Source organism: Vibrio sp. 99-70-13A1, from assembly GCF_013114625.1.
Lineage (GTDB): Bacteria > Pseudomonadota > Gammaproteobacteria > Enterobacterales > Vibrionaceae > Vibrio.
Window position 1 is genome coordinate 58,519 of sequence record NZ_VTXD01000019.1, and the last position, 20,750, is coordinate 79,268.

The 20,750-nt window shown below is 41.3% G+C and carries 21 protein-coding genes; 4 read left to right on the plus strand and 17 right to left on the minus strand.

Translation table 11 applies throughout. The annotated features are described in order from the left end of the window. Positions 1–114: 114 nt before the first annotated feature. Both F0226_RS13065 and F0226_RS13070 read right to left on the minus strand, forming a co-directional pair. Positions 115–432, minus strand: a complete 318-nt coding sequence (locus F0226_RS13065) for a DUF3622 domain-containing protein (protein WP_171736052.1) — start codon at positions 430–432, stop codon at positions 115–117. Positions 433–621: 189 nt separating this feature from the next. Then, a complete protein-coding gene (locus tag F0226_RS13070) occupies positions 622–1,806 on the minus strand; it encodes an NnrS family protein (protein WP_171736053.1) in 1,185 nt (394 codons plus the stop codon). A gap of 276 nt (positions 1,807–2,082) precedes the next feature. On the opposite strand from F0226_RS13070, the gene F0226_RS13075 reads away from it, so the two are divergent. After that, on the plus strand, positions 2,083–2,664 hold the full coding sequence (locus F0226_RS13075; RefSeq protein WP_171736054.1) for a gamma-glutamylcyclotransferase family protein: 582 nt from the start codon (positions 2,083–2,085) through the stop codon (positions 2,662–2,664). A gap of 57 nt (positions 2,665–2,721) precedes the next feature. Here F0226_RS13075 and F0226_RS13080 read toward each other — a convergent pair whose 3' ends face one another. After that, entirely contained in the window at positions 2,722–3,381 is a 660-nt protein-coding gene (locus F0226_RS13080; protein ID WP_171736055.1) for a TetR/AcrR family transcriptional regulator, read from the minus strand. 153 nt (positions 3,382–3,534) lie between these two features. Here F0226_RS13080 and F0226_RS13085 point away from each other — a divergent pair, with 153 nt between their 5' ends. Together F0226_RS13085 and F0226_RS13090 are read left to right on the plus strand one after the other, a co-directional pair. Next, complete coding sequence (locus F0226_RS13085; protein ID WP_171736056.1) at positions 3,535–4,545, plus strand: MBL fold metallo-hydrolase; 1,011 nt, start codon at positions 3,535–3,537, stop codon at positions 4,543–4,545. 338 nt (positions 4,546–4,883) lie between these two features. Further along, complete coding sequence (locus F0226_RS13090) at positions 4,884–6,275, plus strand: O-antigen ligase family protein (protein ID WP_171736057.1); 1,392 nt, start codon at positions 4,884–4,886, stop codon at positions 6,273–6,275. A gap of 66 nt (positions 6,276–6,341) precedes the next feature. Here the strand turns inward: F0226_RS13090 and F0226_RS13095 are convergent, their stop codons facing one another. Beyond that, positions 6,342–7,298, minus strand: a complete 957-nt coding sequence (locus F0226_RS13095) for a LysR family transcriptional regulator (RefSeq protein WP_216606623.1) — start codon at positions 7,296–7,298, stop codon at positions 6,342–6,344. A gap of 86 nt (positions 7,299–7,384) precedes the next feature. Between F0226_RS13095 and chrA the strand changes: the two genes are divergently transcribed. After that, entirely contained in the window at positions 7,385–8,527 is a 1,143-nt protein-coding gene (gene chrA / locus F0226_RS13100) for a chromate efflux transporter (protein WP_171736058.1), read from the plus strand. A 137-nt stretch (positions 8,528–8,664) separates the two neighbouring features. On the opposite strand, the gene F0226_RS13105 is transcribed toward chrA, so the two are convergent. Genes F0226_RS13105 through F0226_RS13165 form a run of 13 tightly spaced genes read right to left on the minus strand, consistent with a single transcriptional unit; the run spans position 8,665 to position 20,721 of the window. After that, positions 8,665–9,678 (minus strand): tetratricopeptide repeat protein, encoded by a 1,014-nt coding sequence (locus tag F0226_RS13105; protein ID WP_171736059.1) that lies wholly within the window; start codon positions 9,676–9,678, stop codon positions 8,665–8,667. 8 nt (positions 9,679–9,686) lie between these two features. Continuing rightward, complete coding sequence (locus F0226_RS13110; protein ID WP_171736060.1) at positions 9,687–10,634, minus strand: type II secretion system F family protein; 948 nt, start codon at positions 10,632–10,634, stop codon at positions 9,687–9,689. A 4-nt stretch (positions 10,635–10,638) separates the two neighbouring features. Next, positions 10,639–11,607: a type II secretion system F family protein gene (locus tag F0226_RS13115; RefSeq protein ID WP_171736061.1), complete on the minus strand. Its 969-nt coding sequence runs from the start codon at positions 11,605–11,607 to the stop codon at positions 10,639–10,641. 12 nt (positions 11,608–11,619) lie between these two features. Beyond that, positions 11,620–13,086: a CpaF family protein gene (locus tag F0226_RS13120; protein ID WP_171736062.1), complete on the minus strand. Its 1,467-nt coding sequence runs from the start codon at positions 13,084–13,086 to the stop codon at positions 11,620–11,622. Between the two features lie 33 nt (positions 13,087–13,119). Further along, entirely contained in the window at positions 13,120–14,334 is a 1,215-nt protein-coding gene (locus tag F0226_RS13125; protein ID WP_171736063.1) for an AAA family ATPase, read from the minus strand. Next, positions 14,334–14,831: a TadE family protein gene (locus F0226_RS13130; RefSeq protein WP_253820824.1), complete on the minus strand. Its 498-nt coding sequence runs from the start codon at positions 14,829–14,831 to the stop codon at positions 14,334–14,336. The genes F0226_RS13125 and F0226_RS13130 overlap by 1 nt, the downstream gene beginning before the upstream one ends. Positions 14,832–14,843: 12 nt before the next feature. Continuing rightward, a complete protein-coding gene (locus tag F0226_RS13135; RefSeq protein WP_253820825.1) occupies positions 14,844–15,293 on the minus strand; it encodes a TadE/TadG family type IV pilus assembly protein in 450 nt (149 codons plus the stop codon). A gap of 1 nt (position 15,294) precedes the next feature. Then, complete coding sequence (locus F0226_RS13140; RefSeq protein ID WP_171736065.1) at positions 15,295–16,518, minus strand: pilus assembly protein TadG-related protein; 1,224 nt, start codon at positions 16,516–16,518, stop codon at positions 15,295–15,297. Positions 16,519–16,530: 12 nt separating this feature from the next. After that, the gene (locus tag F0226_RS13145) at positions 16,531–16,794 is read right to left on the minus strand and encodes a hypothetical protein (protein WP_253820826.1); all 264 of its coding nucleotides are present in this window, start codon (positions 16,792–16,794) and stop codon (positions 16,531–16,533) included. Positions 16,795–16,802: 8 nt separating this feature from the next. Beyond that, positions 16,803–18,269 carry a type II and III secretion system protein family protein gene (locus F0226_RS13150; RefSeq protein WP_171736066.1) on the minus strand — a complete coding sequence of 489 codons (1,467 nt, stop codon included), beginning with the start codon at positions 18,267–18,269 and terminating at the stop codon, positions 16,803–16,805. An 8-nt stretch (positions 18,270–18,277) separates the two neighbouring features. Beyond that, positions 18,278–19,024, minus strand: coding sequence for a Flp pilus assembly protein CpaB (gene cpaB, locus F0226_RS13155; protein ID WP_171736067.1), 747 nt, complete (start codon positions 19,022–19,024; stop codon positions 18,278–18,280). After that, positions 19,021–20,367, minus strand: coding sequence for an AAA family ATPase (locus tag F0226_RS13160; protein ID WP_171736068.1), 1,347 nt, complete (start codon positions 20,365–20,367; stop codon positions 19,021–19,023). Before F0226_RS13160 ends, cpaB begins: the two co-directional genes overlap by 4 nt. A gap of 12 nt (positions 20,368–20,379) precedes the next feature. Then, a complete protein-coding gene (locus tag F0226_RS13165; protein ID WP_345776519.1) occupies positions 20,380–20,721 on the minus strand; it encodes an A24 family peptidase in 342 nt (113 codons plus the stop codon). Between the last annotated feature and the right edge of the window lie 29 nt (positions 20,722–20,750).

A 20,750-nucleotide genomic window follows, 5' to 3' on the forward strand; every position in this document is an offset into this window, starting at 1 on the left:
AATACAAAGATTCGCTAAAACTAAAAAGCCCCGATATACACTCAGAATGAGTAAACATCGGGGCTTTTTTATGCGCTCATTCTAAAGAGAAAAAGCGCCATCAATTTAGGCTAATTACTCAGCGTCAAAATCATCAGCTTCGCGTGCTTTTGCACGTGCTTCACGAGCTTGCTCTGCTTTTAGTTCTTTAGTGTGACGAATTTCATCACGCTCTTTACGCTGTTCAGATTTACGCTCATTACGATCAGCTTGGTTCTTAATGAAACCAGCTAGCTCTTTTTCAGCCCACTCTTTTGCAAGCTCTTCTGTTTCAAAACCGTTTTCACGCTTAGATACTGTAGTGCTACGAGACGTTACTTGGCGAGTGATTTCAGCCGTCCAACCAGTGCGTTTTTCAGAAAGGCGGATATCGAATTTTTTGCTTTTAGACATGTATTTTTATTTCCTAAGGGAGATCATTAAGGGATCGGTCAACTTTGATAACTCCATCTAAGTGAGCATCTTTCAACACCATCCCTTGGTAAGCGCGGTATTAGAGCACAATTCAATACACATTGCTGCAAAAATTTGCCGTAGATCACACCTTCTTTGCTTGTGCCCTTTCACTCTAGTATTAGCGAGTTAACCAGGATGCCCATCTACCCTTGGCGTTAATAACATTAAGCCAAATTTCCACATAAACATCGCATAGGCTAGCACCCAAAGCCCAGCGCTAATATTAACCATTTCGATAAGGTACATAGGGAAGAAAGCAACACCGACACTTCGCACTAAGGCGGCAGCAAATATAGCAAAGAAAGCAATCGCCATACTCGGACCTTTATAAATAGCACGACCTGTGTGCCCCATGGTGACTCGTGAAATCATCGCAATGATTAGCCCACCTAAAGCGCCAATCGCAAATAGGTGAATCATATTGTGGTTAGCGAATGGGTTATCCAGCAAACCGCGTAATAATAAGCTCAGCGGAATACAAAGATAAGCCGTATGCAAAGACCACACTAAAGGTTCTGAAAGTGTTAACCAAGGTTTCCAGCGCATAAAGCGAACAAGCTGCGCAGTACCAGCTAGCACCATTAATGGCGCCCCTACTTGCGAAAACGTCAGTGGGAAGAAACTTAAAATGAATAATGCGACGAGCGGTAAGTTCGCTACCCACTCTAACCAAACCAATGGTTGAGCTTTTTCAAAATTGAAGCGACGCGCGGTAAAGAAAGGAATGACTCTTCCGCCCATGACCGACAATAGCAAAGTAAACCACCACAACATGGCTTGCCACACTGCCGAAGAAGGAAAAGGAGGTAGACCTTTAATGGTTGCGTAGCTCGCAAAGTTCGCCACAATCGCCAAGATGAATAAAGGAACGAAGAATAAGTTTTTCCACCCTTTTGAGCGAACCACTCTAAAGCCGACTTCATAAGCGACCATTAATAAGAATACGGCTTCGATAGAAGAAATTAACCACATTGGCGCAGGCGTCCAAAATAGTATTCTTGGTGCCAACCATAAGGCCACCAGCACACCTAGCCTGTGATGTTTTGTTCCATTTACGCCAGTCCAAGTCTGAACCGCAGTAAGAACAAAACCCACAACGATTGCCATCGAGAAACCAAACAGCATTTCATGAACATGCCACCATAAGGCTGGCACTTTTAACATTGCTGGTTGACCGTATTGAAACATCAAAACCCAAGCCGCAATGGCAATAGCCGCATAGGCACTGCCCAAGAAAAAGAACGGTCTGAACCCTAAGCGAAGATAAGCGGGAATGGCATCCTCAACACTTTTATCGGTGATATTTAACAAATTCACTCCTAATACTCTAAATGGCAATATAAGCTCAAGGTTATATTGCACTCAATCATTCAACTAATCATTCCAATGCAGGTTTTAAGCCAATGGTACAAAACCAATAAAATCAGTACTTAACCCTAAATCATCACTACAAATCATGTCATAACGACATCAACAATGGTGTTTATATGACTCTTTAATGTCCTAATTAACAATCTGTCGACTTTTATCTTGGATTAACTTCTAATAATAATAGGATTCAATCACTAAAGCAGCGTAAGGAATGGTATGTATATTTTCGGCTATGGCAGTTTAATGAATTCGTCATCACGACAACTGACAGGACAAACAGGTGAAGCCATACCTGCGATAGTGCATGGATTAGTTAGGCACTGGAGCAAGATCGACGATAGCTATGTGCTCTCCCCATTAGTCGTGAATGAAGGTGATGGGCAAGTAAATGGCGTACTTTTAAAGGTTGATGATGCTGCATTAGATGAATTCGATATTCGCGAGCGCGGCTACCATCGAATTAAACTTTCTCCTGAACAAATTGAACTCAATGCTGATTCTCAAAATCAAACAGAAGCTTTTGACTCACAGCAATCCATTTGGGTTTACATCAATGATGAAGTGATAGCTCCAAGTAAACAAAGCCCTATTGTGCAAAGCTATGTCGATACCGTTATGGCGGGATGTTTAGAAGTGTCTGAAAAATTTGCGGAGCACTTTGTAACACATACTAAAGGCTGGCATCACCCTTTTGAAAATGACCGCCACCAGCCTAAATACAACAAACTTGCTGGTGTTGCAGAGCACCACCATAAAGTTATTGATGGTTTACTTATTGATGTACGTTGCGAAGCCTAATTACGTACTCATGAGGTTTATTAACTCGTGAGCTTTAGGATCATAGTGTTCCAAATGCTAAACAGTTAAGTCGTTTAACTGTTTAGCCGTAAGCCCATCACTATTTTTAGTCTTATAATGACTTAAAAATAATTGTGTGGTTTGCAGCGCAAGTTCATGTGATTCACTATCGGTAAGCGAAGCTTTCACACCCAGAATTTGAGGCCAAAATGCGCTGCCTTTCACTAAGCTATGCAGCTGAGTTCCTGCAAGTACGACATTATCAATGGTGAGTTTTCCTTGCTCATTTTGGGCTTCTAACCAACGAAATAAAGCCGTATCTTGCTTCGACATTTTTGCTTCTTGCTCTTTCAACTCATCAGGCTTATAGAAAAAATGTCCCATCGCCACTTTCGCTAATTCAATATAATGCGGTGCTGTCACCACTTTAATTTCACTTTCAAGTAAAACCACCAATTGCTGCTCAAGAGTTAATGAACTCAGCCCAGATATATCATCTTCAGCCATTGCACTGCGCCAAAGTTCAGACAACAACTCCATCACAATCGCTTCTTTAGAATCAAAATGGTTATACACGGTTCTTTTGGATACTTTTGCCATAGCAGAAAGCTTATCCATACTGGTATTTTGCACACCAAACTCTTGAAACGCTTGTTTCGCCGCCATCAAAATAGCTTCTCGCTTTATTTCACTGCGACCTTTTCTTTTTATATTCATGAGTTTAGTTACTCTAATTCTATTCACTGATTTCTATTTTACACTAGGCAGTTTACTTTTAAAGCTTTCAATGTAAACTACACCGTATAGTTTACATTGAAAGTAATAACTACCATGAAGAAAATGCTATTAGCGACTGTAGGAGTCTTTGCCATGAGTTCATCACTGACCGCTTGTTCAAAAGTAGAAGAAGAAACGAATTACCCAGCTAAGTTTGCAAATACTGAGCTTGAGTACAAAAGTGGTCTTAGTGATATTTTTAGTATCGCTAAAGCTTACTTCACGACTGAACGTGCTAACCCAACTCCCACTTTTGAATTACCAGTTCATGCGATTACCGCCGAACAGCTAATAGAAGAAAAAGATGACGTTATCTTCCGTTTAGGGCATTCCAGCGTAGCCATGAAACTGGATAATCAATTGATCTTAACCGACCCAGTATTCAGTGACAGAGCCTCACCCGTTCAATGGGCTGGTCCAAAACGTTTTCATGACACACCGATCACACTTAATGAATTACCTAATATCGATGCGATCGTGATCAGCCATGATCATTACGATCACTTAGATAAAGCGTCCGTTAAAGTTCTCGCAGAAAAAACGGGGCTGTTTTTGACACCATTGAAGGTAGGTCAGCTACTTATAAAATGGGGAGTGCCACAAGAAAAGGTAGTTGAGCTAGATTGGTGGCAGTCGCACATTCATAACGGTATTGAATACACACTCACACCGACTCAGCATTTCTCAGGTCGTGGTCTAACAGACAGAGATACAACCCTTTGGGGAAGTTGGGTGATCAATGCTCAAGAGAATAAAGTCTTTTTCAGTGGGGATTCTGGTTATTTTGGTGGATTCAAAGAAATTGGTGAACGTTACGGTCCGTTTGATTTCACCATGATCGAAACGGGTGCTTATAATAGCCTTTGGTCAGATATTCATATGTTCCCAGAAGAAAGCATTCAAGCTCACATTGATTTACAAGGCAAAGTGATGATGCCGATTCATAACAGTACCTTTGATCTGTCCATGCATGACTGGAATGAGCCATTACAGCAAGCATTAGAGCTAAGCCAACAACGCAATGTCACAATGGTCAGCCCTGAAATTGGGCAAAGAATGGCACTGAGTGAGCCACTTCCAGTGAATGCTTGGTGGAAAGATTAATACATGAATTAAAACTCGATAAATAAAGAAAAAGCGCTAGGGGGAACTAGCGCTTTGATTTCCTACTAAATCCATTTAGTAAAGGAGAACTTTTGCCTACATAATATAGACAGGGCTTAGTTTTCATATTACAAAACAAGCCTAAGAAGGATTGATATGACTAAAAGGAGCTTTAAATTAAGTATAGTCACAAACTCAAATTTATCGCATTTATTTGCCCCTTTTTACTTCCTTCCTTTCACTACTCTTAGCTCCCTATAAAAATCAATCAAGAAGCCGCGTTTTACACTAGGATTATAGATACATAATTCAGAGGTTTATACGTGGAGCAAGCGCCTATGAAAGCAGAAGGTATTCTTCTCTCAGGTTTATTATTTTCAGCTCTCATTGGATTACTGGCTTTCAGCTTTAATACTTTTATTCCACGCAATGAACTCATTATTCTTTATGACGCTAAACGACTCTTCATTTGTTTTTTAATACTGTATGCGTGGCTCGTACTGCTCTATTCCAACAAATTGAAGCAAGACGCCTATTACCTACTAACCCATTTAAATAAAACAACACTCGTTCTACTTTCTGTTATTGGTATCGGGGCGGTCATCGCGAACACATTCAGTGAGCACCCTTTGCGCTCTCATACTGATTTCTTTTACCAACTTAGCTTAGGATTACTTAGCCTATTATTTGCTTTAGCTGCACAGCACCACAGAGCCCGAATTTATACTTATTTGACATGGGTTTCGGTCTTATTATTTCTTTCTGTTCTTGCCGCATTTTGGATTCGGGTTTACCTACATTTAGATACCACCATCCATTCTATTTTCGGTTTTGCTAATGCACGCTTCTTAAATCAAATGCAGGTGTGGTTAGTACTGCCTACTTTGTATTTAGCGGTGACACAGCAAAGAAAGCCTCTGCTATTTAACCTCCTGAGATTAACGCTGGCGATGCATGTCGCGATGTTTATGGCGTTAGATGCAAGAGGAGTCACGATTGCTGTGACAACTGGAGTCATATTGTGGGCGTGGCTAGACAAGCCTTTGAGAAAGTTGATATTGAAACTGCTTTGGCAAAGCATTGTTTTCGGTATTATTTTGAAACTGGTGATACTAGAGCCTTTACCTGCCTTTATTGTTTACGGTGAACCTTTCTCCATTTCAAAAATACGAACCGACTCACCAGGCAGATTAGCCTTATGGAAAGAATCTTTAGAAATGGCTCAATGGTGGGGATATGGCGGGGACGGGTTTATTTGTCGAACATCATCTTCTTTTGGACATCCACACAACTCAGCTTTAGTGCTACTTGTTAACTGGGGAATCATTCCTGCCCTAGCTTATATTTCCTTGCTGCTTTACACATTCAAGCATGTAGTACGAAGCTCACGACGTAAGGTAAGAATCACAGGGTTAAGCTTACTGACAGGGTTTGCATATAGCTTAATCTCAGGAGTGCTTACCATGCCTTTAAGCCAGTTGCTGATGGCTTTAACTGTCGGTCTTTTTTGGTGCTCCCTTAGCTTTCGCAATAAAGCTAATCTAACTAATTCAACGACTAAACCAGCATACTTTCAGATTTTCCTATCTATAATCATCACATGCTCTGTATTTTCGATTTCGACAATAGCCTATAAAAGTTATCTTCGCCTTGAAGGATACGAAAATCATATCGAACACAAGAAAGTCTATCCTCAATTTTGGATGGGGTATAACTGCGAGAAAAACTAATTCGTTAAAACTTCAAAGCCCACGAAGGACCATGATGAGTCAGATGCTATGGCAGTTAGTCCAATGCTACCGCTGATCAATGAAGCTAGATATAGAATCGCGCACCAACTCCCTTAACCACTGATTTTTCTCTGTATGCGCCACTCCTTTACGGTAAATAAGCGAAATATCAAAATCAGCAATAGGTAGCGGAGGCTCAACAGACGCTAGATGAGTTTCTCCTAAATCTATTTTTGCCATCAGTTCCGGAACAATACACAGTAAGGCTCGACCAGCGATTAAATGTCTAATGGTTAGGAAATTCCGTGACGCTACCGCGACTCGTCGGGTTAACCCAAACTCGCTTACCATTTCATCCACTTGTGTTGTTAGGTGCCCATCAGGGCTCACCAAGGCATGAGGATATTGCACAAACTCTTCAACACTAAATGATGAAGACAAACTCACTTGCGTTGGGTCAAACATGCATACGTGTTTTTCAGTATAGATTTTTTCAGCGGATATAGAGGAGTCTAAAGTAGGAAAGCTGCCTATCATCACATCGACATTCTCTTCAGCTAATAACTGCTGATAGTTGTGTCGATTGGCATGAACAAAACTGACTCGAGACTGCGGAGCCACTTGTGATATTGCATCAAACAGGATTGGAGCGAATATCAATTCAGCATAATCAGTTAATCCTATCTTGCAGGTTCCTCGATAGTGCGTTGGGTTAAACTCTTCAATTGTGAATACATTCATTTGCAACTGAGTCAGTGACTTTTGAATGATAGGAGCGACTTGCTCTGCTCTTTCTGTTGGCAGCATCTTATGCCCTTTTCTTTCGAAGAGCCGATCTCCCATTAATTCTCTTAACTTCGCTAGGCTGTGACTCATTGCTGACTGGCTCACAAACACACGCTCGGCGGCTCCTGTAACACTTCCAGTTTTATACAAAGCCATGAAAGCAACCAACAGGTTTAAATCAATACTCTTCCAATTAAACTCATTCACGCCAAATCCACCCAAATCAATTTCATTCATAGTTAAAATTAAAACTATCGATTTGAATCATTATAATTCATTTTCTATTCTAGCGACGATCATAAACCATCACTGAGTAAACAACGATGTTCTCTATATTCAAAACCTTCTTTTTATTAGGTTGGGTAAGCTTTGGCGGACCTGCCGCACATATTGGCTATTTTAGAAATGCTTTCGTGGAAAAGCGTAAATGGCTAAGTGATGAAGAATACGCGCAAATTGTCGCTTTAAGTCAATTCTTACCAGGACCGGGGTCAAGCCAAGTTGGTTTTGCTGTGGGTTACAAAAAAGGTGGGCTGTTAGGAGCAGTGTCTGCTTTTGTTGGGTTCACTTTGCCTTCAGTTATTCTCATGCTGTTGCTTGCTGTGTTAAGCAGTCAGTTCACGGAGTCTTCACTCTTTCAAAGCATTATCCATGGGCTAAAATTATTAGCGGTTGTCGTCGTTGCCGACGCTTGTTGGGGAATGTACAAGAATTTTTGTAAAGACAAACTCACCGTTGGGTTGTGTGTCTTCACGGCTATCGCCTTATTGGTTGCCCCCAGCATCATGACTCAAATTGGCGTGTTGATCTTCGCTGCGCTATTAGGCAGTCATTACCTGAAAAAAGGCGAAGCGAAACCTTTTAAAGCGTCTGAGTTATCATTCACCCCTCTCGTTATTTTCATCGCGTTACTGGTTGGGTTACCTGTTGCGGCCTCTTTAAGTGGCTCTGTTCAATTGTTTTCTGATTTTTACCAAGCTGGTAGCTTAGTATTTGGTGGCGGGCACGTTGTACTTCCTCTACTGCAAAACATTGTCGGAGACACTGTTAGCCAAGATGCATTTTTAACAGGCTATGCCGCAGCACAAGCAGCACCAGGGCCAATGTTCACACTGGCAACCTATGTCGGTTATGAAATGCTTCCAAGTGCTCCATTACTGGGCGCATTTTTAGCAACCATTGCCGTCTTTTTACCGGGTTTTTTATTACTACTTGGCGTACTTAAGAACTGGCAAGCATTGGCAAGCCAGCCAAAGATTGCAGGGGCGCTTGTTGGAGTGAATTCTTCAGTTGTTGGCTTGCTCTTAGCCGCGCTTTATAGCCCTGTATTTACCAGTGCTATTTTTAGCGCTATTGATATGGCTCTGGTGATTACAGGTATTTATTTACTTAAACAACGCCAATTGCCTATCGTGTACTTAGTTGCTTTCTTTGCTTTATCTGGCGCAGTCGTTGGCTTGATTTAAACCCGAACATTAACTCTGAAGTGCCCATAGTGAAGACTACATAGAGACGTATAAAAAGAGCCTACTATTTTGTAGGCTCTGTTATTTGGCATCGCGTTAAAACTGAGCATAGAGCTAATAAGCAGGGTTTACGACTGCTAAGACTCAGGTTCAGTCTCTTTAGGCTTATTGGCTCTCACTTCGGCAACCGCTCTTTCCAAGTTTTCATTCGCCACTTTGTAATATGAAGGCTTCTTATCAATCGCTTGTTCTAGGTAAGGAATCGCTTTGTCGGGCTTACCTTGTAGAATCAAAAAGTACCCAACATTATTCAAAGCTTCAGGAGCATCCATATGCCTCATAAAGACATTAATCGCTCGTTTAATCTCCCCTTTCCCCAAGTAAATAAGTGCCAAATTATTCAATGCATTTTCATTATTGGGTGACTTTTCTAGTGCCGCTAAAGTGAAACGCTGAGCATCGTTATACTCACCATTCATATAGTAGGAATACCCTAGGTTCACTAAAGCTTTAATTGATTCAGGTTTGATCTTTAGCGCTTTATGTAAAAACGCTTTGGCTATTTCATGCTTCGCTTCAACATCATATAAAACACCAAGCCCCATATAAGCCAATGCCGGAGATGAATTATCTACCTGTAAATTATCGATACCAGCCACCGTTAATTCATCGCCGTCAAACACCTTGGTATTACTCAAACGCACTTGGTCAGCATTTACTGAACGGAAAAAATAAGATCGTCCTTGCTCAATATTTCCTTGCTTGGTGTACATTGCCCCTAAATGTTCCAGTACTTTAGCGTTGTTCGGGTTGTACTCTACAGACATCAAATACGCTTTTTCAGATAAGGCGAAATTACCTCGGGAGTAATGAATTCGCCCGATGGTATAAAGTGACTGGTCTTGATACTTCGCATCTTTAAATTCAATGGAACGAATATATTCATAAAGCGCTAAATCGGTATTACCGCTAGATAACGCTAAATCACCACGAGTAATCGCTTCTTTCTCGGTTAAAGGCGCAAGCTCAGAAGTAAGCGTGTCGATAGGCCGACCATCATAAAGTACACTATCAAAGCTTTCGGGTTCAGGTTCACTCGCACAACCTGAAATAAAAAATACCGTGGCTAACACTATCCATAGTTGTTTCATACTGACTCCTAGTTTCCAAGCGTGCTCGTAAGTGTGAGCATGGCAGGCCCGATAGCGACAATAAAGAAACAGGGCCATATGAACAGTAAAAGTGGGAAAATCATTTTCGTTGGGATTTTCGCCGCAATTTCTTCGACTTCTTGGTTTCTCTTATCTCGATAATCTTCCGTATAATCACGCAACGTTTGTGACAAACTTCCCCCAATTCTGGAGGCATGAGACAACATACTCACCAAGCCAGTGATCTCAACCACACCTGTTCTTTCAATTAAATCTTCAAAGGCATCCGACATTTCAACACCCGCTTTTATCTTGCCGCAAACGGTGTCTAGCTCATCAGCAAAGTCAGGGTGGGAAATCATTAATTCATCCGCCACTCTTCTTAAAGCGGCATTAAAACCAAGCCCTGATTCAGTACACACCACAAGTAAATCCAGCGCGTCTGGCACTCCGCCACGTACCAACCTTTGTCTTTTATCTACATAACGTTCAAGAATGACATTCGGTGTGAAAAATCCCAGTGCAACACTGCCTATCATAGATAGGTTTAAGTGCTGAAAATCTGGGGCAAAGAAATACAAAGAAGCGGCACACCCTACACCAACCACTAAGAAAAAGACTTTCACTGCATAAAAAATAGTTAACGCATTACTGTCATGAAACCCAGCATGCATCAGCTTATGCCGGATACTTTCTCTTTCTTTGGTATCTTTTGAGGTCACGATAGGCGCGAGTGATTCCAATGTTGAATCTAAACGTCCATGCCTCGCCACACGAGAGCGAGAAGTTTCATTCGCACGAAGTAATTCCAATTTCTTCTTAAGTGGGGATTTACTGCCTATCAAAAACAATCCCAAACTCATCACGATGAGAGTGCTTGCGATTAATATGACGAAAAGGAAAAAGGTCTGTTCGTTAAACTGTATTGCTGAAAAAAAACTGAGAAGGCTATCCATAGTCTTACACCTCAAAGTTTATAATGTTACGCATCCATATCGAGCCAATAAACAAACTGACGATACCAACACTCACAATAGTTAAACCCCTTGGATCTTCATACAAAGGCGCGACATACTCAGGGTTAATAAACAATAATCCGATAAACAGAACAAACGGAGATAACACCAGTATCCATGCTGACATCCGGCTTTCAGCAGAAATAGTTTTAATCTTCCGAGTCAATTTAAAACGAGCTCTTAATACCTTAGACACCTTATCTAAATTCTCAGACAAGTTGCCTCCCGTTTCTTTTTGTAAAAGCACGGCACTCGAAAATGCCAACATAGAAACCGTTGGAGTTCGTTCTGCCATCTGCATAATGGCTAAACGCAAGTCATAGCCATAATTCAATAAGTTAAACGTATTTTTAAATTCCGTCCCTATGGGCGCTGGCATTTCATTACCCACTTCATTAAAAGCTTGAGTCACTGGCTGACCGGCTTGCAACATTCTTCGGATAATATCGAGCGCATCTGGGAGTTGCTCTTCAAACATCGCAAGCCTGTCTCCAATCTTTTTCTGAAGGGAAAAGTACATGATGAACCAAATGCCCACAGCAGCGGCAAGCGCCACATACCAAAACTGCCCTAAAATAAGCAAAACAACCGCCACACAAAGGCTGATTATCGCTGTGATAGAAAGTGTTTGGCTAAGTGACCAATCATAACCCGCTAGCTCAATCATTTTTTTGAGTGATGAAAAGGCTTCTACATTCACTAACTTACGATCAAGTGGGCTTAAGCCTTTTAAATAATGTTCTTGCAATAAGGAGCGGCTTTCTTCATCTAAATTGGATTGGGTTTCCTTTAGTCTAACCGCGAGTTCTTTATGCTTTGCTTTACTACCAGCGGCCGGAAGTATTAATGCCTGAGAGATAAAAACCACAGCAAAGAAGAGTAAAACCAAGAAGTATGTAATGTCGTCACCCATAGCTTTATCTCCCTACTCGACACTTTCATTGAATAGCTCAAAGGGAAGATCAAGCCCTCTTTTCGCAAGCTGATCATGACATGCAGGTACAACCCCTGTAGCCGTGTAATATCCAATAATATTGCCGTCTTCATCCAAGCCTTTACGGTGGAATTTGAATATTTCAGACATGGTAATGATCTCCCCTTCCATGCCGTTTATTTCTTGAATGCTCACCATTCGGCGCTTACCGTCTTCTTGACGTTCCATTTGAACAACAAGATGAATAGCCGAAGCAATTTGTGAGCGTAAATTCTTGGCTGAGATACTCCACCCCGCCATCGAGAACATATTCTCAACACGACTTAATGCATCTCGTGGGGTATTGGCATGAATTGTCGCAAGTGAACCATCGTGACCAGTGTTCATCGCAGCCAGCATATCTACCGCTTCACTGCCACGTACTTCCCCTAACACCACACGGTCAGGTCGCATACGTAGGGAGTTTTTTACCAGCTCCCTTTGGGATATCTCCCCTTTACCTTCAAGGTTGGCAGGACGAGTTTCTAAGCGCACTACATGAGGTTGTTGTAATTGCAGCTCAGCAGAATCTTCAATGGTAATGATTCGATCATCGCTTGGAATAAACCCAGAAAAGATATTCAAGGTGGTCGTTTTCCCCGACCCTGTACCACCGGAAATCAATATATTCAGCTCACCCTTTACAGCCGCTTCTACAAATTTTGCCATCTGAGGGGAAATCGAGTTAAAGCCGAGTAAGTTATCCATCGTCAACTTATCAACGGCAAAACGACGAATAGAAAGAGAAGGACCATCTAAAGCTAATGGTGGGATAATGGCATTCACCCTTGAACCATCCATAAGCCGCGCATCTACCATAGGAGATGCTTCATCTATACGGCGCCCAACTTGGCTTACAATGCGGTCTAAGATGTTTCTTAAGTGTCTATCATCTAAGAAGGTATAAGGGGTTTTCTCTAATTTCCCGCGACGTTCAACAAACACGCTCTTAGGGCCATTAACCAAAATATCTGAAACGGTTTTATCATTAAGAAGGGGCTCAAGTGGACCTAAACCAAAGACTTCATCTTCAATCTGTATAACTACACGCTTTCTTGCTTCGGCGCTCATAGGGTGAGATTGATCGTCTGCCATTATTTGAATGATGGCTTCGTGTAAATCTTGTTTCGCACGATCTTGATCTAAGCTAGAGAGTAATCCTAAGTCCAGAGTTTCAAGTAAGCGCTGATGATAATAATGTTTAATTTCCAGCTCTTGCTCTAAAATTTTCTTAGACTCTTCAATCTCTTTATCTTTTTCTTCCGCAGCTCGCAGTTTTCTTTCAATTCTATTTTCGCTGTCAGAACCATTCGCCACAGATCGCTCTAGACTGCTGTCACTAGATGATGCGTCTTCCTGATCTTCTACGACTACGTTGTTTTGAAATTCTGAATTCACATTCTTTCTTTTAAAAAACATACTCATTCCCTTTATTCGCCGACCTAAGAAGCCCTAAGAAAATAGGCGCTTAAGCCAACCTTTTTTATTATCCCCAGGAGCGGCTATGGTGTGGGAAAACTCAATAACGGATCGTGAAATCGAACTGCTCTTTCTTGATTCGATAAAAGGCTTACCTAAATTCGCACTTTCTATCGCCACTTTAAAATCGTTCGGGATGATATGAATAACCAACCCTGAAACGGTTTGTTCAATATCTTTTATTTTGATCGATTGACGCTTTTCATAACGATTAATAATCAGCTCAACTTGTTCTCTTGATAGCCCAAATTCAAAAGTCAGTGACTTAGAAATTCGAGTGGTGTTTTTAATCGCGACTAAGTTTTGTTGTGACACTAAATACACTTTTGTAGCAGGAGATAAAACCGATGAAAACATACGATCTATCCCTCTTGATAAATCCACAATAATGTAAGGATAGAACTCTCTAAGCACTGGCAGTAGCTTGCCTATATTTTTGGCTTTATCGTAATCGTCATTACTGTTTTCATGCTTAAAGTTTAGTACATGTAGCCCCGATGAGTGCTTAGTCACCATGGAATCCAGAGACTCTTCATCTAAGTCACTGACACTAGAGATAGCATCTGAAAGGCTGTATTTAGGTGAGATATTTAAATAATCAGGTATCACCCCAAACTGCAGATCCAAATCCAAAAGTAGCACTTCATTCTTATGTTCAAGAGCAATTTGCAAAGCAGTGTTTAACGCTAGAGTCGATGCCCCACACCCACCTTTGGTGTTCAAAAAAACAAACAATTCACCAAGATCTCGATTGGATACCTTCTCTTCTGCCACGCCTTTTAGTAGCGGAGTAAACTCGTCCAGCGTTGCTTTGTCTGAAATAAAATCCGCCGCACCAATTCTTAAAGCGATCTTAAGCGCGCCATTGTCTGACTCATTACCAAAGACAATCAGTGACGCTTCAAAATCATCACTTGGCGCTTCATACTCTTGAAGAGATACAATTTTCTGAGCCCAATTAGGTCCGGTTTCCACAAAAATAATATCTGGCGGGGTATGAGATTTAAGAGACTCGACATCAAGGGCATGCATTGCTATCGCATCAAAAGTGATACTTCGACATTGAGACAGTTCTTGGCTCATATGTAATTTGAAACGATCATTCGAATAAAGAACCCAAATGTGCAGGTTTGTTTTTAATCTTATGACACTGTCATCATTGCGAGTTAACTTCACTGCTTCTCCCATCACTCATCCCCACAGTCAAAATTACTACCATCGTCATCATTTTTGTTTGGTCTAATCACCCCTAAACTTTCTGAAGGTAGGGTTGTTTCAAATTCTGAAACCGTTACTTCCCCGTCATTCCCAATAAAGTTTAATAAGGATGTGAGTTGGTAGTTATAGTTATCAATACGAGCACGTACGTACCTAATATCAGCAAATACAGCGGTGATATCACTGTCTTCATCAAGGTATTCAACAACCAAATTAGCGGATGTAAAGCCAATCGGTGCATTATCATCAATGACAATATCGAAAATTTCTTGCTGGCTTACATTAGAAGTATTGCAGACGCTTGCTAACCTTGCTGCTTTCCTTGTCATATCATTTAGCGTTTGCACTGAATACATGTAATAGCCTATCGAAACGATCCCAAATAGGAGCAATAATAAAAATGTCGCCACGATAGAAAACTCCACAATAGCTAAACCACTTTGATTTCTATTTGATTGTTTAGCCATATCCATCTCCTACTAGAAATGATTTATCGAAGATGCATTCATTGGGAAAGTTAAAGAAAAGTCCGTAAAAGGTATTTTTTCAGCCATTTTAGGCGTGTACATATAGCTGGCAGCAACAGTAACAAGCCCAGTACTGGAACAAGAAACACTGACATCAGAGACCACCATCGACTCTAAGGCTGTGGTGTTCCCACCATCAATGTCGCCATACACAACTAAATTACGAATCTCACTAAGCTTGTCGGTAATATCGGTACAAGTTATCCCTGCGGTTCCGTAAGATTGTGTCACCGCAAAACGTGAACCACTTTGCACCACTTTCGTTAAGTTATTGTATTGAGTAAACATATTTCCTATTTCGGAAATACTCACGAGCAATATCAATAACACAGGTAAGGTGAGCGTCACTTCTATGGCAGCTAATCCCTTTTGGCGCTGTAATGTACTTTCCATATTCTTCATATCAGGACTCCTCTCTTAAAGGGTCGTTGTAAAGTACAATTCTGAATGCACCATCTGCACTTGGCACAAGCCCTAACCCTCCATTTGATGACGCACAGGATTCGACAAACTCACCAAATACTGTTTGCCCTCCCGAGTTATTATTAGGCGCCTGTTGGAGAAAGAAAAAACAACCAATATCTTCAACAACAAAAGATGAAACACCCCCAGACTGTCCTGTACAGTCAAGCATTGGTAGCGTTAACATTCTTCGCCAAGCAACGCCGTCCGTTTCACAATCAGAGCTCGCACCACTTAAACACGCTTCTGTTTGGGCTTTGTATTCGTCATAGTCATAAGAATCGTTATAAACCACGTCTCCATCGCTATCTAATTCGGCTTCGTCTGAAGGTTGTTCCGTAACAAGGTCTGGTGGGTAATCAGTATCACTTAATCCACCTTTATATACGCCAAGGCGAGTGTTGATACCTTGTGCAGTTGGGCCTGTTGATGCTCCAGGCTTGGTGATAACAGTATCTCCAATAGAAACCGATTGAGTGTATGCTCCTGCTAACCCTTTCCTAACCGTACTTGCACCTGAACCAAAGTCGAGTAAATGATAATTACCACTCCCCATTTGGCTTACAGATGAATCCCCGACTTTTAAGGCATATACCTCACCTGGGGTATAACCAAATACACCGGTGGATTCATCTCCGGTACATACACCAATAGGCACAATATTCACTGTATCCAGAGCTGAACTAGGGCCAGCAAGTGCACTGGCTGTAACCAACTTTTCCATGCCCATTGTGTCAATCAGGTATTCATCCAGATCCATTCCTGTCACTAAAACACGCACATAAACATCTAAATCAATATCAAAGCTATTATCAGGAAATGTCAGCGGATCATTTGAAAATTGGACCTCAACCGTTGCATTGGACATATCCATTTCTGAATTTCCACTCGCGCTGGTTATTGCATTTAACAAGTTATTGGCCGCTATTGTTGCAGATACCTCACTTCCACCAAAATTCGCTTCATCAGCAGCAGCAAGGGCGGCTGAATCAACCGCATTTTGCAAACGGGTAACATTTAAACGGTAGTGGTTCACGTCAATGGCAAAGGCAGCGGCAACAATTAATAACAGAAGTGCAGCGGTCATAAGAACCAACACAATTCCCTTTTGCTTATTTTTTATTGATTTAGGCGAACCTAAACCAGCACGATGTCCATATAACATATAACCACCTGATCAGTTAAAACCCTGTAAAACTTGGCTTTCACTACTGCCTTGCAATGAGCTACTTTCTTTCCCTGTATACGCCTGATAACCGGCTTCTGTTCTTTCTCCATTACCATCCGGCACAATGCCCAAATTGTCTTCTGTCGCATTTGGGTTGTAGGTTTGAGCGACTCTGAGTTGTGCGACATGGCTACCTAAAGGCGCATCATTGGCACACCCTATAAGTATGGTTGATAATCCCAAAAGGACTGCTGTAAATCGTACATTCATCATAAATATCCTTATAAACTATGGCCAAAGGAGCCCTCAGAGCCACCACTGGAATTTTCCAGAAACTGTTCATCTTGAGGTTTTTCCGATGTGCGATTTGAAGACGATGAATCGATATATGCCCCTTGCCCTAACAGGTAATATTTTAGGTCGGTCGGCTCGACAAATGAGTCGGTTGGAAGGGTGATGGCATTACGATCTACAGGCTGTGCTAAACGAGGAGTCACCAATATGACTAATTCAGTTTCACCCGAAATGTATTCTTGGCTATTGAATAGTTGTCCTAATACTGGAATATCACTAAAGCCAGGCATCTTACTGATCGAGTCTCTTACATTTTCACTTAATAGCCCTGCAATACCGATGGTTTGACCATCAGCTAACTCAAGTGTTGATGAAGCACTTCGACGTGTGATAGGTGGGATAAAGTACGTCCCATTTGAACCATTTGGGTTTAACGTTAAGCTGCTTGCGCTGGCTATTTCACTGACATCAACCGCTAAATTCAGATTGATTTTTTTATCACTCAGCACGGTAGGTATAAATTTCAAACCCACACCATATTCTTTATATTCTATGGTTATTCCATCTTCATTAGGAACGGGGATTGGAAACTCTCCCCCAGCCAAGAACTCTGCTTTGGCACCGCTTAATGCCGTAAGGTTTGGTTCTGCTAATACTTTTGCTACCCCATTAGTTTTCGCTATATCTAACGCGAAGGTAAACAAGGTATCGCCATCAATAAAAGTGCCGAGCAAACCAGTAGAGTCAATAGTTGGAGCATTAAATATTGGTCCAATGCCTCCTCCAATATCATCAATAATCGCCCCTCCTGACGTTGTCCCCCAAGAAAAGTTACCGTTGCTTTCTAAGAAATGAAAATTGGCATCAAAACGTCTTACTAAACTGCGCTGAACTTCCGCTACCGTGACTTCAAGCATAACTTGCTGAGCGCCACCAATAGACATCAAATTAATGATCCCAGTTTTCTCTACTTGCTCACTTGCCGACTCTTCAGATTCATCGATTTCTTGGCCACCGGAATAAGTTTCCGCCACTCTTAAAGCCACATTCATTTTTTCTAAAGAGCTAATTTGACCACTTAAAATTAAGCGATTTTGCGCACTATGCACCTTTACCGTTTCGTCTGGCAAAAATTCATATAACTTGGCTTTAAGGCTGTTTAAATCATGAGTCACTTCGATGTTGATCGATTCAATTAATCGACCACGACTGTCCCAAGCCATTAAATTGGTTGAGCCTAGCTTCTTACCTATCAAAAACAATTCATCGGATTTTAACATCACAATATCGAGCACTTCAGGATCACCAAGTGATACTCTTTTCGCTTTTCCAGAAAGCTCAACATGGGTTGATTTATGATGGGGAACTTTAACGACTTTACCGGTTTGAGTTGAAGCTAAAACTGAGAAGCTACAAATAACCCATGTGCATACCATTGCTATTATTATTTTCATACATCACCTCAATCCCTAACTCGAACATTGGAAGATTGTGTTCCTTTGATTATCGTCACTTGCGGAGCGACATAACGCTTCACAACCTTCGCCTCTGGTTCGTGAGGATTTCTCAGGGTCAACTGTATTTGTCCTTTACTCTTAGCAGAAAGAAGTTTCTCTGCTTCTAGAGGGGTAACTTCTAACGTCACTGCTCGCACGATCACGGGTTTGTTTTCTTTGGTTTTTGCTGTTTGGTCTACCGCTAATACTTTTATTTCTTTAAGTACGGTTTTAGTCGTTGCTGATCCTTGCCCATAGCTGATGGTATTTAGAATGTCGACTTTGTTTCCTGGTAATAGGAACCCAGCAACCCCAATAACATCGTTCACTCGAATAGTGACAGCTCGTTTGTTTTCAGGAATCAGCGAAGCTAGCGTTGAACCCTCTCCTGGCGTTGTTAAACGTATACGACTGACAATCTCACCTTGGTAAATGGATGTCGCCACGACCTGACCAAGAAGCTCTTCCGTGGAAGTAAACTGGTCTTCACTTCTCCAACTTTTTTCTAGTAATTTGGTTGTTAAATGTTGTTCCTCTATCACACTACCCGCTGCAATTTCTTGTGCGGCAATAATGATGGGTTCTCTTTCAATGACTTCAACTTCAACCTGTGGCTGTAATTGGCTATCCATCCATTGCTTTGCAAAGAAAACGGCAGCCAAACCAAATAAAATTGATAACAAAAACAAAAGTATAATTTGATTTCTACTCATCGCTCTCCTCCTCCCTTACCATCTGCTGTGAAGTAAACTTCCCAAGATCGTTCCAATACAGCAGAAGAGATAACAGGCTCAACCTCTTCAAAAGCGATAATATCTCGGCTAATTCCGACAAGATCTTTGGGTAAACATGGGTAAAACCCAACTGAGTGTTGACGGTGTAGATTTAATAATGTGTCGAATAAAGATTCATCAAGTACTAAGGACTTGTTTGAAGCCATGATGTGCCATAGCTCCCGATACTCTTCTTCCAATAAAGGCTGGAATTGAATCTTGTACCCAAGACGTCGCAAGAAAGCAGGGTCTGCGATCGTTTCTGGGCTTAAGTTTGTTGAAAATGCGATCGTTAAAATGAAGGGAATTGAAATTTGTTGTCCGTTAGGCAATGACAAATAGTCATAAAAGTACTCCATTGGGACAATCCAGCGGTTAAGCAGTGTATCAACAGGCATGGGCTGTCGCCCCAAATCATCGATAATGAAAATACCGTTGTTCGCCATCATTTGCAGTGGAGCCATCCAAACTCGATTATGCTCAGTATGGTTTACCTCAAGCATATCCATGGTTAATTCACCACCAACCTGAATACTCGGTCTTTCACACAAGGTCCAACGTCTATCGTATTGCTCTTTAAACAGAATCGTTTGAGATTGGTGATTCTCATCCACTCGCTTATGGTGTTGTGGAGTGAACACTTTGATGATATTCCCTGCCGCGAAAACCGAATAAGGAATGTAAACAGAGGTATTAAGAGAATTGAGTAAACGCGTGGCAACATAAGTTTTACCTGTTCCTGCATCCCCATAAAGAAGCAGAGCACGCCCAGAATTGATAGCCGGTCCTAATACAGAAACCATTCGCTCTGCCCCAAGCACATCTTGAAGTGCAAAGGACACATCATCCCTTCTTACTAGCTTTGCTCTTACATCTTGAGCTTCTACCATTTGGGTATAGTCTTGCATTGAAACAGGGCAAGGACCTAAATACGCATCTTTATTAAAAGCGACATCCGCTTCCGACATACCCGTTTCAGATAAGGCATAACGAACATTATTGCTCTTGTCGCTACCGAATTGAATCGTCGATGCTTGGAAGACTTCAACTAAAGATTTTTTTCTAAGCCCTGCAATTAAGTCTTCAATTATATGGCTATTAATACCCATTAATCGGGTCAAGGTTAAGACGTCTGACTTAGGGTATGCCGCTAATTGCTTTATTAATAAATTTTCAACAACAGCTGAAGGTATCTTTAGGCTTTCAATAGAAGTTGGTACTGCCGGAGCACTGGCTTGCGGTACCAATATATCTCTATGCTTCGCTTTTTTGTTCATTTCCATAGAGGTTTCGCCTTATTGGAAATAGCTATACAACGCAAGCCCTATCACAACAACAGGCCCAAATGGCATTCTCAATTTTTTAGAATGTTCAGCATTGCTTAATATGTCTTCTGATACCTTTCCATATAAGAATGTTGTTGAATATCTATTAACTAATAACTTAAATTGGTTAGGATTATCGGCTAGCACTTGAAGACTATATAAAGAACCAACGATCGCCCCTGAAATAAGTGTATAAAACATAAAGTTAGGTATGTTCCAGAAACCTATATAATAACCCACCACTCCAAGTAATTTCACATCACCCGGTGCCATAGCTTTAATAAAGAAAAGTAACAGCCCTATTAGAAACAATGTAATTAGACCTGTCTCTTATACACATC

Bases quoted from the DNA above. Each gene is read 5' to 3' on its own strand.
- F0226_RS13130 (WP_253820824.1), bottom strand. From the start codon at position 14,831: ATGGCTAAACAATCAAATAGAAATCAAAGTGGTTTAGCTATTGTGGAG.
- chrA (WP_171736058.1), top strand. From the start codon at position 7,385: ATGTTCTCTATATTCAAAACCTTCTTTTTATTAGGTTGGGTAAGCTTT.
- F0226_RS13145 (WP_253820826.1), bottom strand. From the start codon at position 16,794: ATGATGAATGTACGATTTACAGCAGTCCTTTTGGGATTATCAACCATA.
- F0226_RS13135 (WP_253820825.1), bottom strand. From the start codon at position 15,293: ATGAAGAATATGGAAAGTACATTACAGCGCCAAAAGGGATTAGCTGCC.
- F0226_RS13140 (WP_171736065.1), bottom strand. From the start codon at position 16,518: ATGTTATATGGACATCGTGCTGGTTTAGGTTCGCCTAAATCAATAAAA.
- F0226_RS13085 (WP_171736056.1), top strand. From the start codon at position 3,535: ATGAGTTCATCACTGACCGCTTGTTCAAAAGTAGAAGAAGAAACGAAT.
- F0226_RS13065 (WP_171736052.1), bottom strand. From the start codon at position 432: ATGTCTAAAAGCAAAAAATTCGATATCCGCCTTTCTGAAAAACGCACT.
- F0226_RS13105 (WP_171736059.1), bottom strand. From the start codon at position 9,678: ATGAAACAACTATGGATAGTGTTAGCCACGGTATTTTTTATTTCAGGT.
- F0226_RS13160 (WP_171736068.1), bottom strand. From the start codon at position 20,367: ATGGAAATGAACAAAAAAGCGAAGCATAGAGATATATTGGTACCGCAA.
- F0226_RS13110 (WP_171736060.1), bottom strand. From the start codon at position 10,634: ATGGATAGCCTTCTCAGTTTTTTTTCAGCAATACAGTTTAACGAACAG.
- F0226_RS13095 (WP_216606623.1), bottom strand. From the start codon at position 7,298: ATGAATGAAATTGATTTGGGTGGATTTGGCGTGAATGAGTTTAATTGG.
- cpaB (WP_171736067.1), bottom strand. From the start codon at position 19,024: ATGAGTAGAAATCAAATTATACTTTTGTTTTTGTTATCAATTTTATTT.
- F0226_RS13075 (WP_171736054.1), top strand. From the start codon at position 2,083: ATGTATATTTTCGGCTATGGCAGTTTAATGAATTCGTCATCACGACAA.
- F0226_RS13150 (WP_171736066.1), bottom strand. From the start codon at position 18,269: ATGAAAATAATAATAGCAATGGTATGCACATGGGTTATTTGTAGCTTC.
- F0226_RS13120 (WP_171736062.1), bottom strand. From the start codon at position 13,086: ATGTTTTTTAAAAGAAAGAATGTGAATTCAGAATTTCAAAACAACGTA.
- F0226_RS13090 (WP_171736057.1), top strand. From the start codon at position 4,884: ATGAAAGCAGAAGGTATTCTTCTCTCAGGTTTATTATTTTCAGCTCTC.
- F0226_RS13115 (WP_171736061.1), bottom strand. From the start codon at position 11,607: ATGGGTGACGACATTACATACTTCTTGGTTTTACTCTTCTTTGCTGTG.
- F0226_RS13125 (WP_171736063.1), bottom strand. From the start codon at position 14,334: ATGGGAGAAGCAGTGAAGTTAACTCGCAATGATGACAGTGTCATAAGA.
- F0226_RS13080 (WP_171736055.1), bottom strand. From the start codon at position 3,381: ATGAATATAAAAAGAAAAGGTCGCAGTGAAATAAAGCGAGAAGCTATT.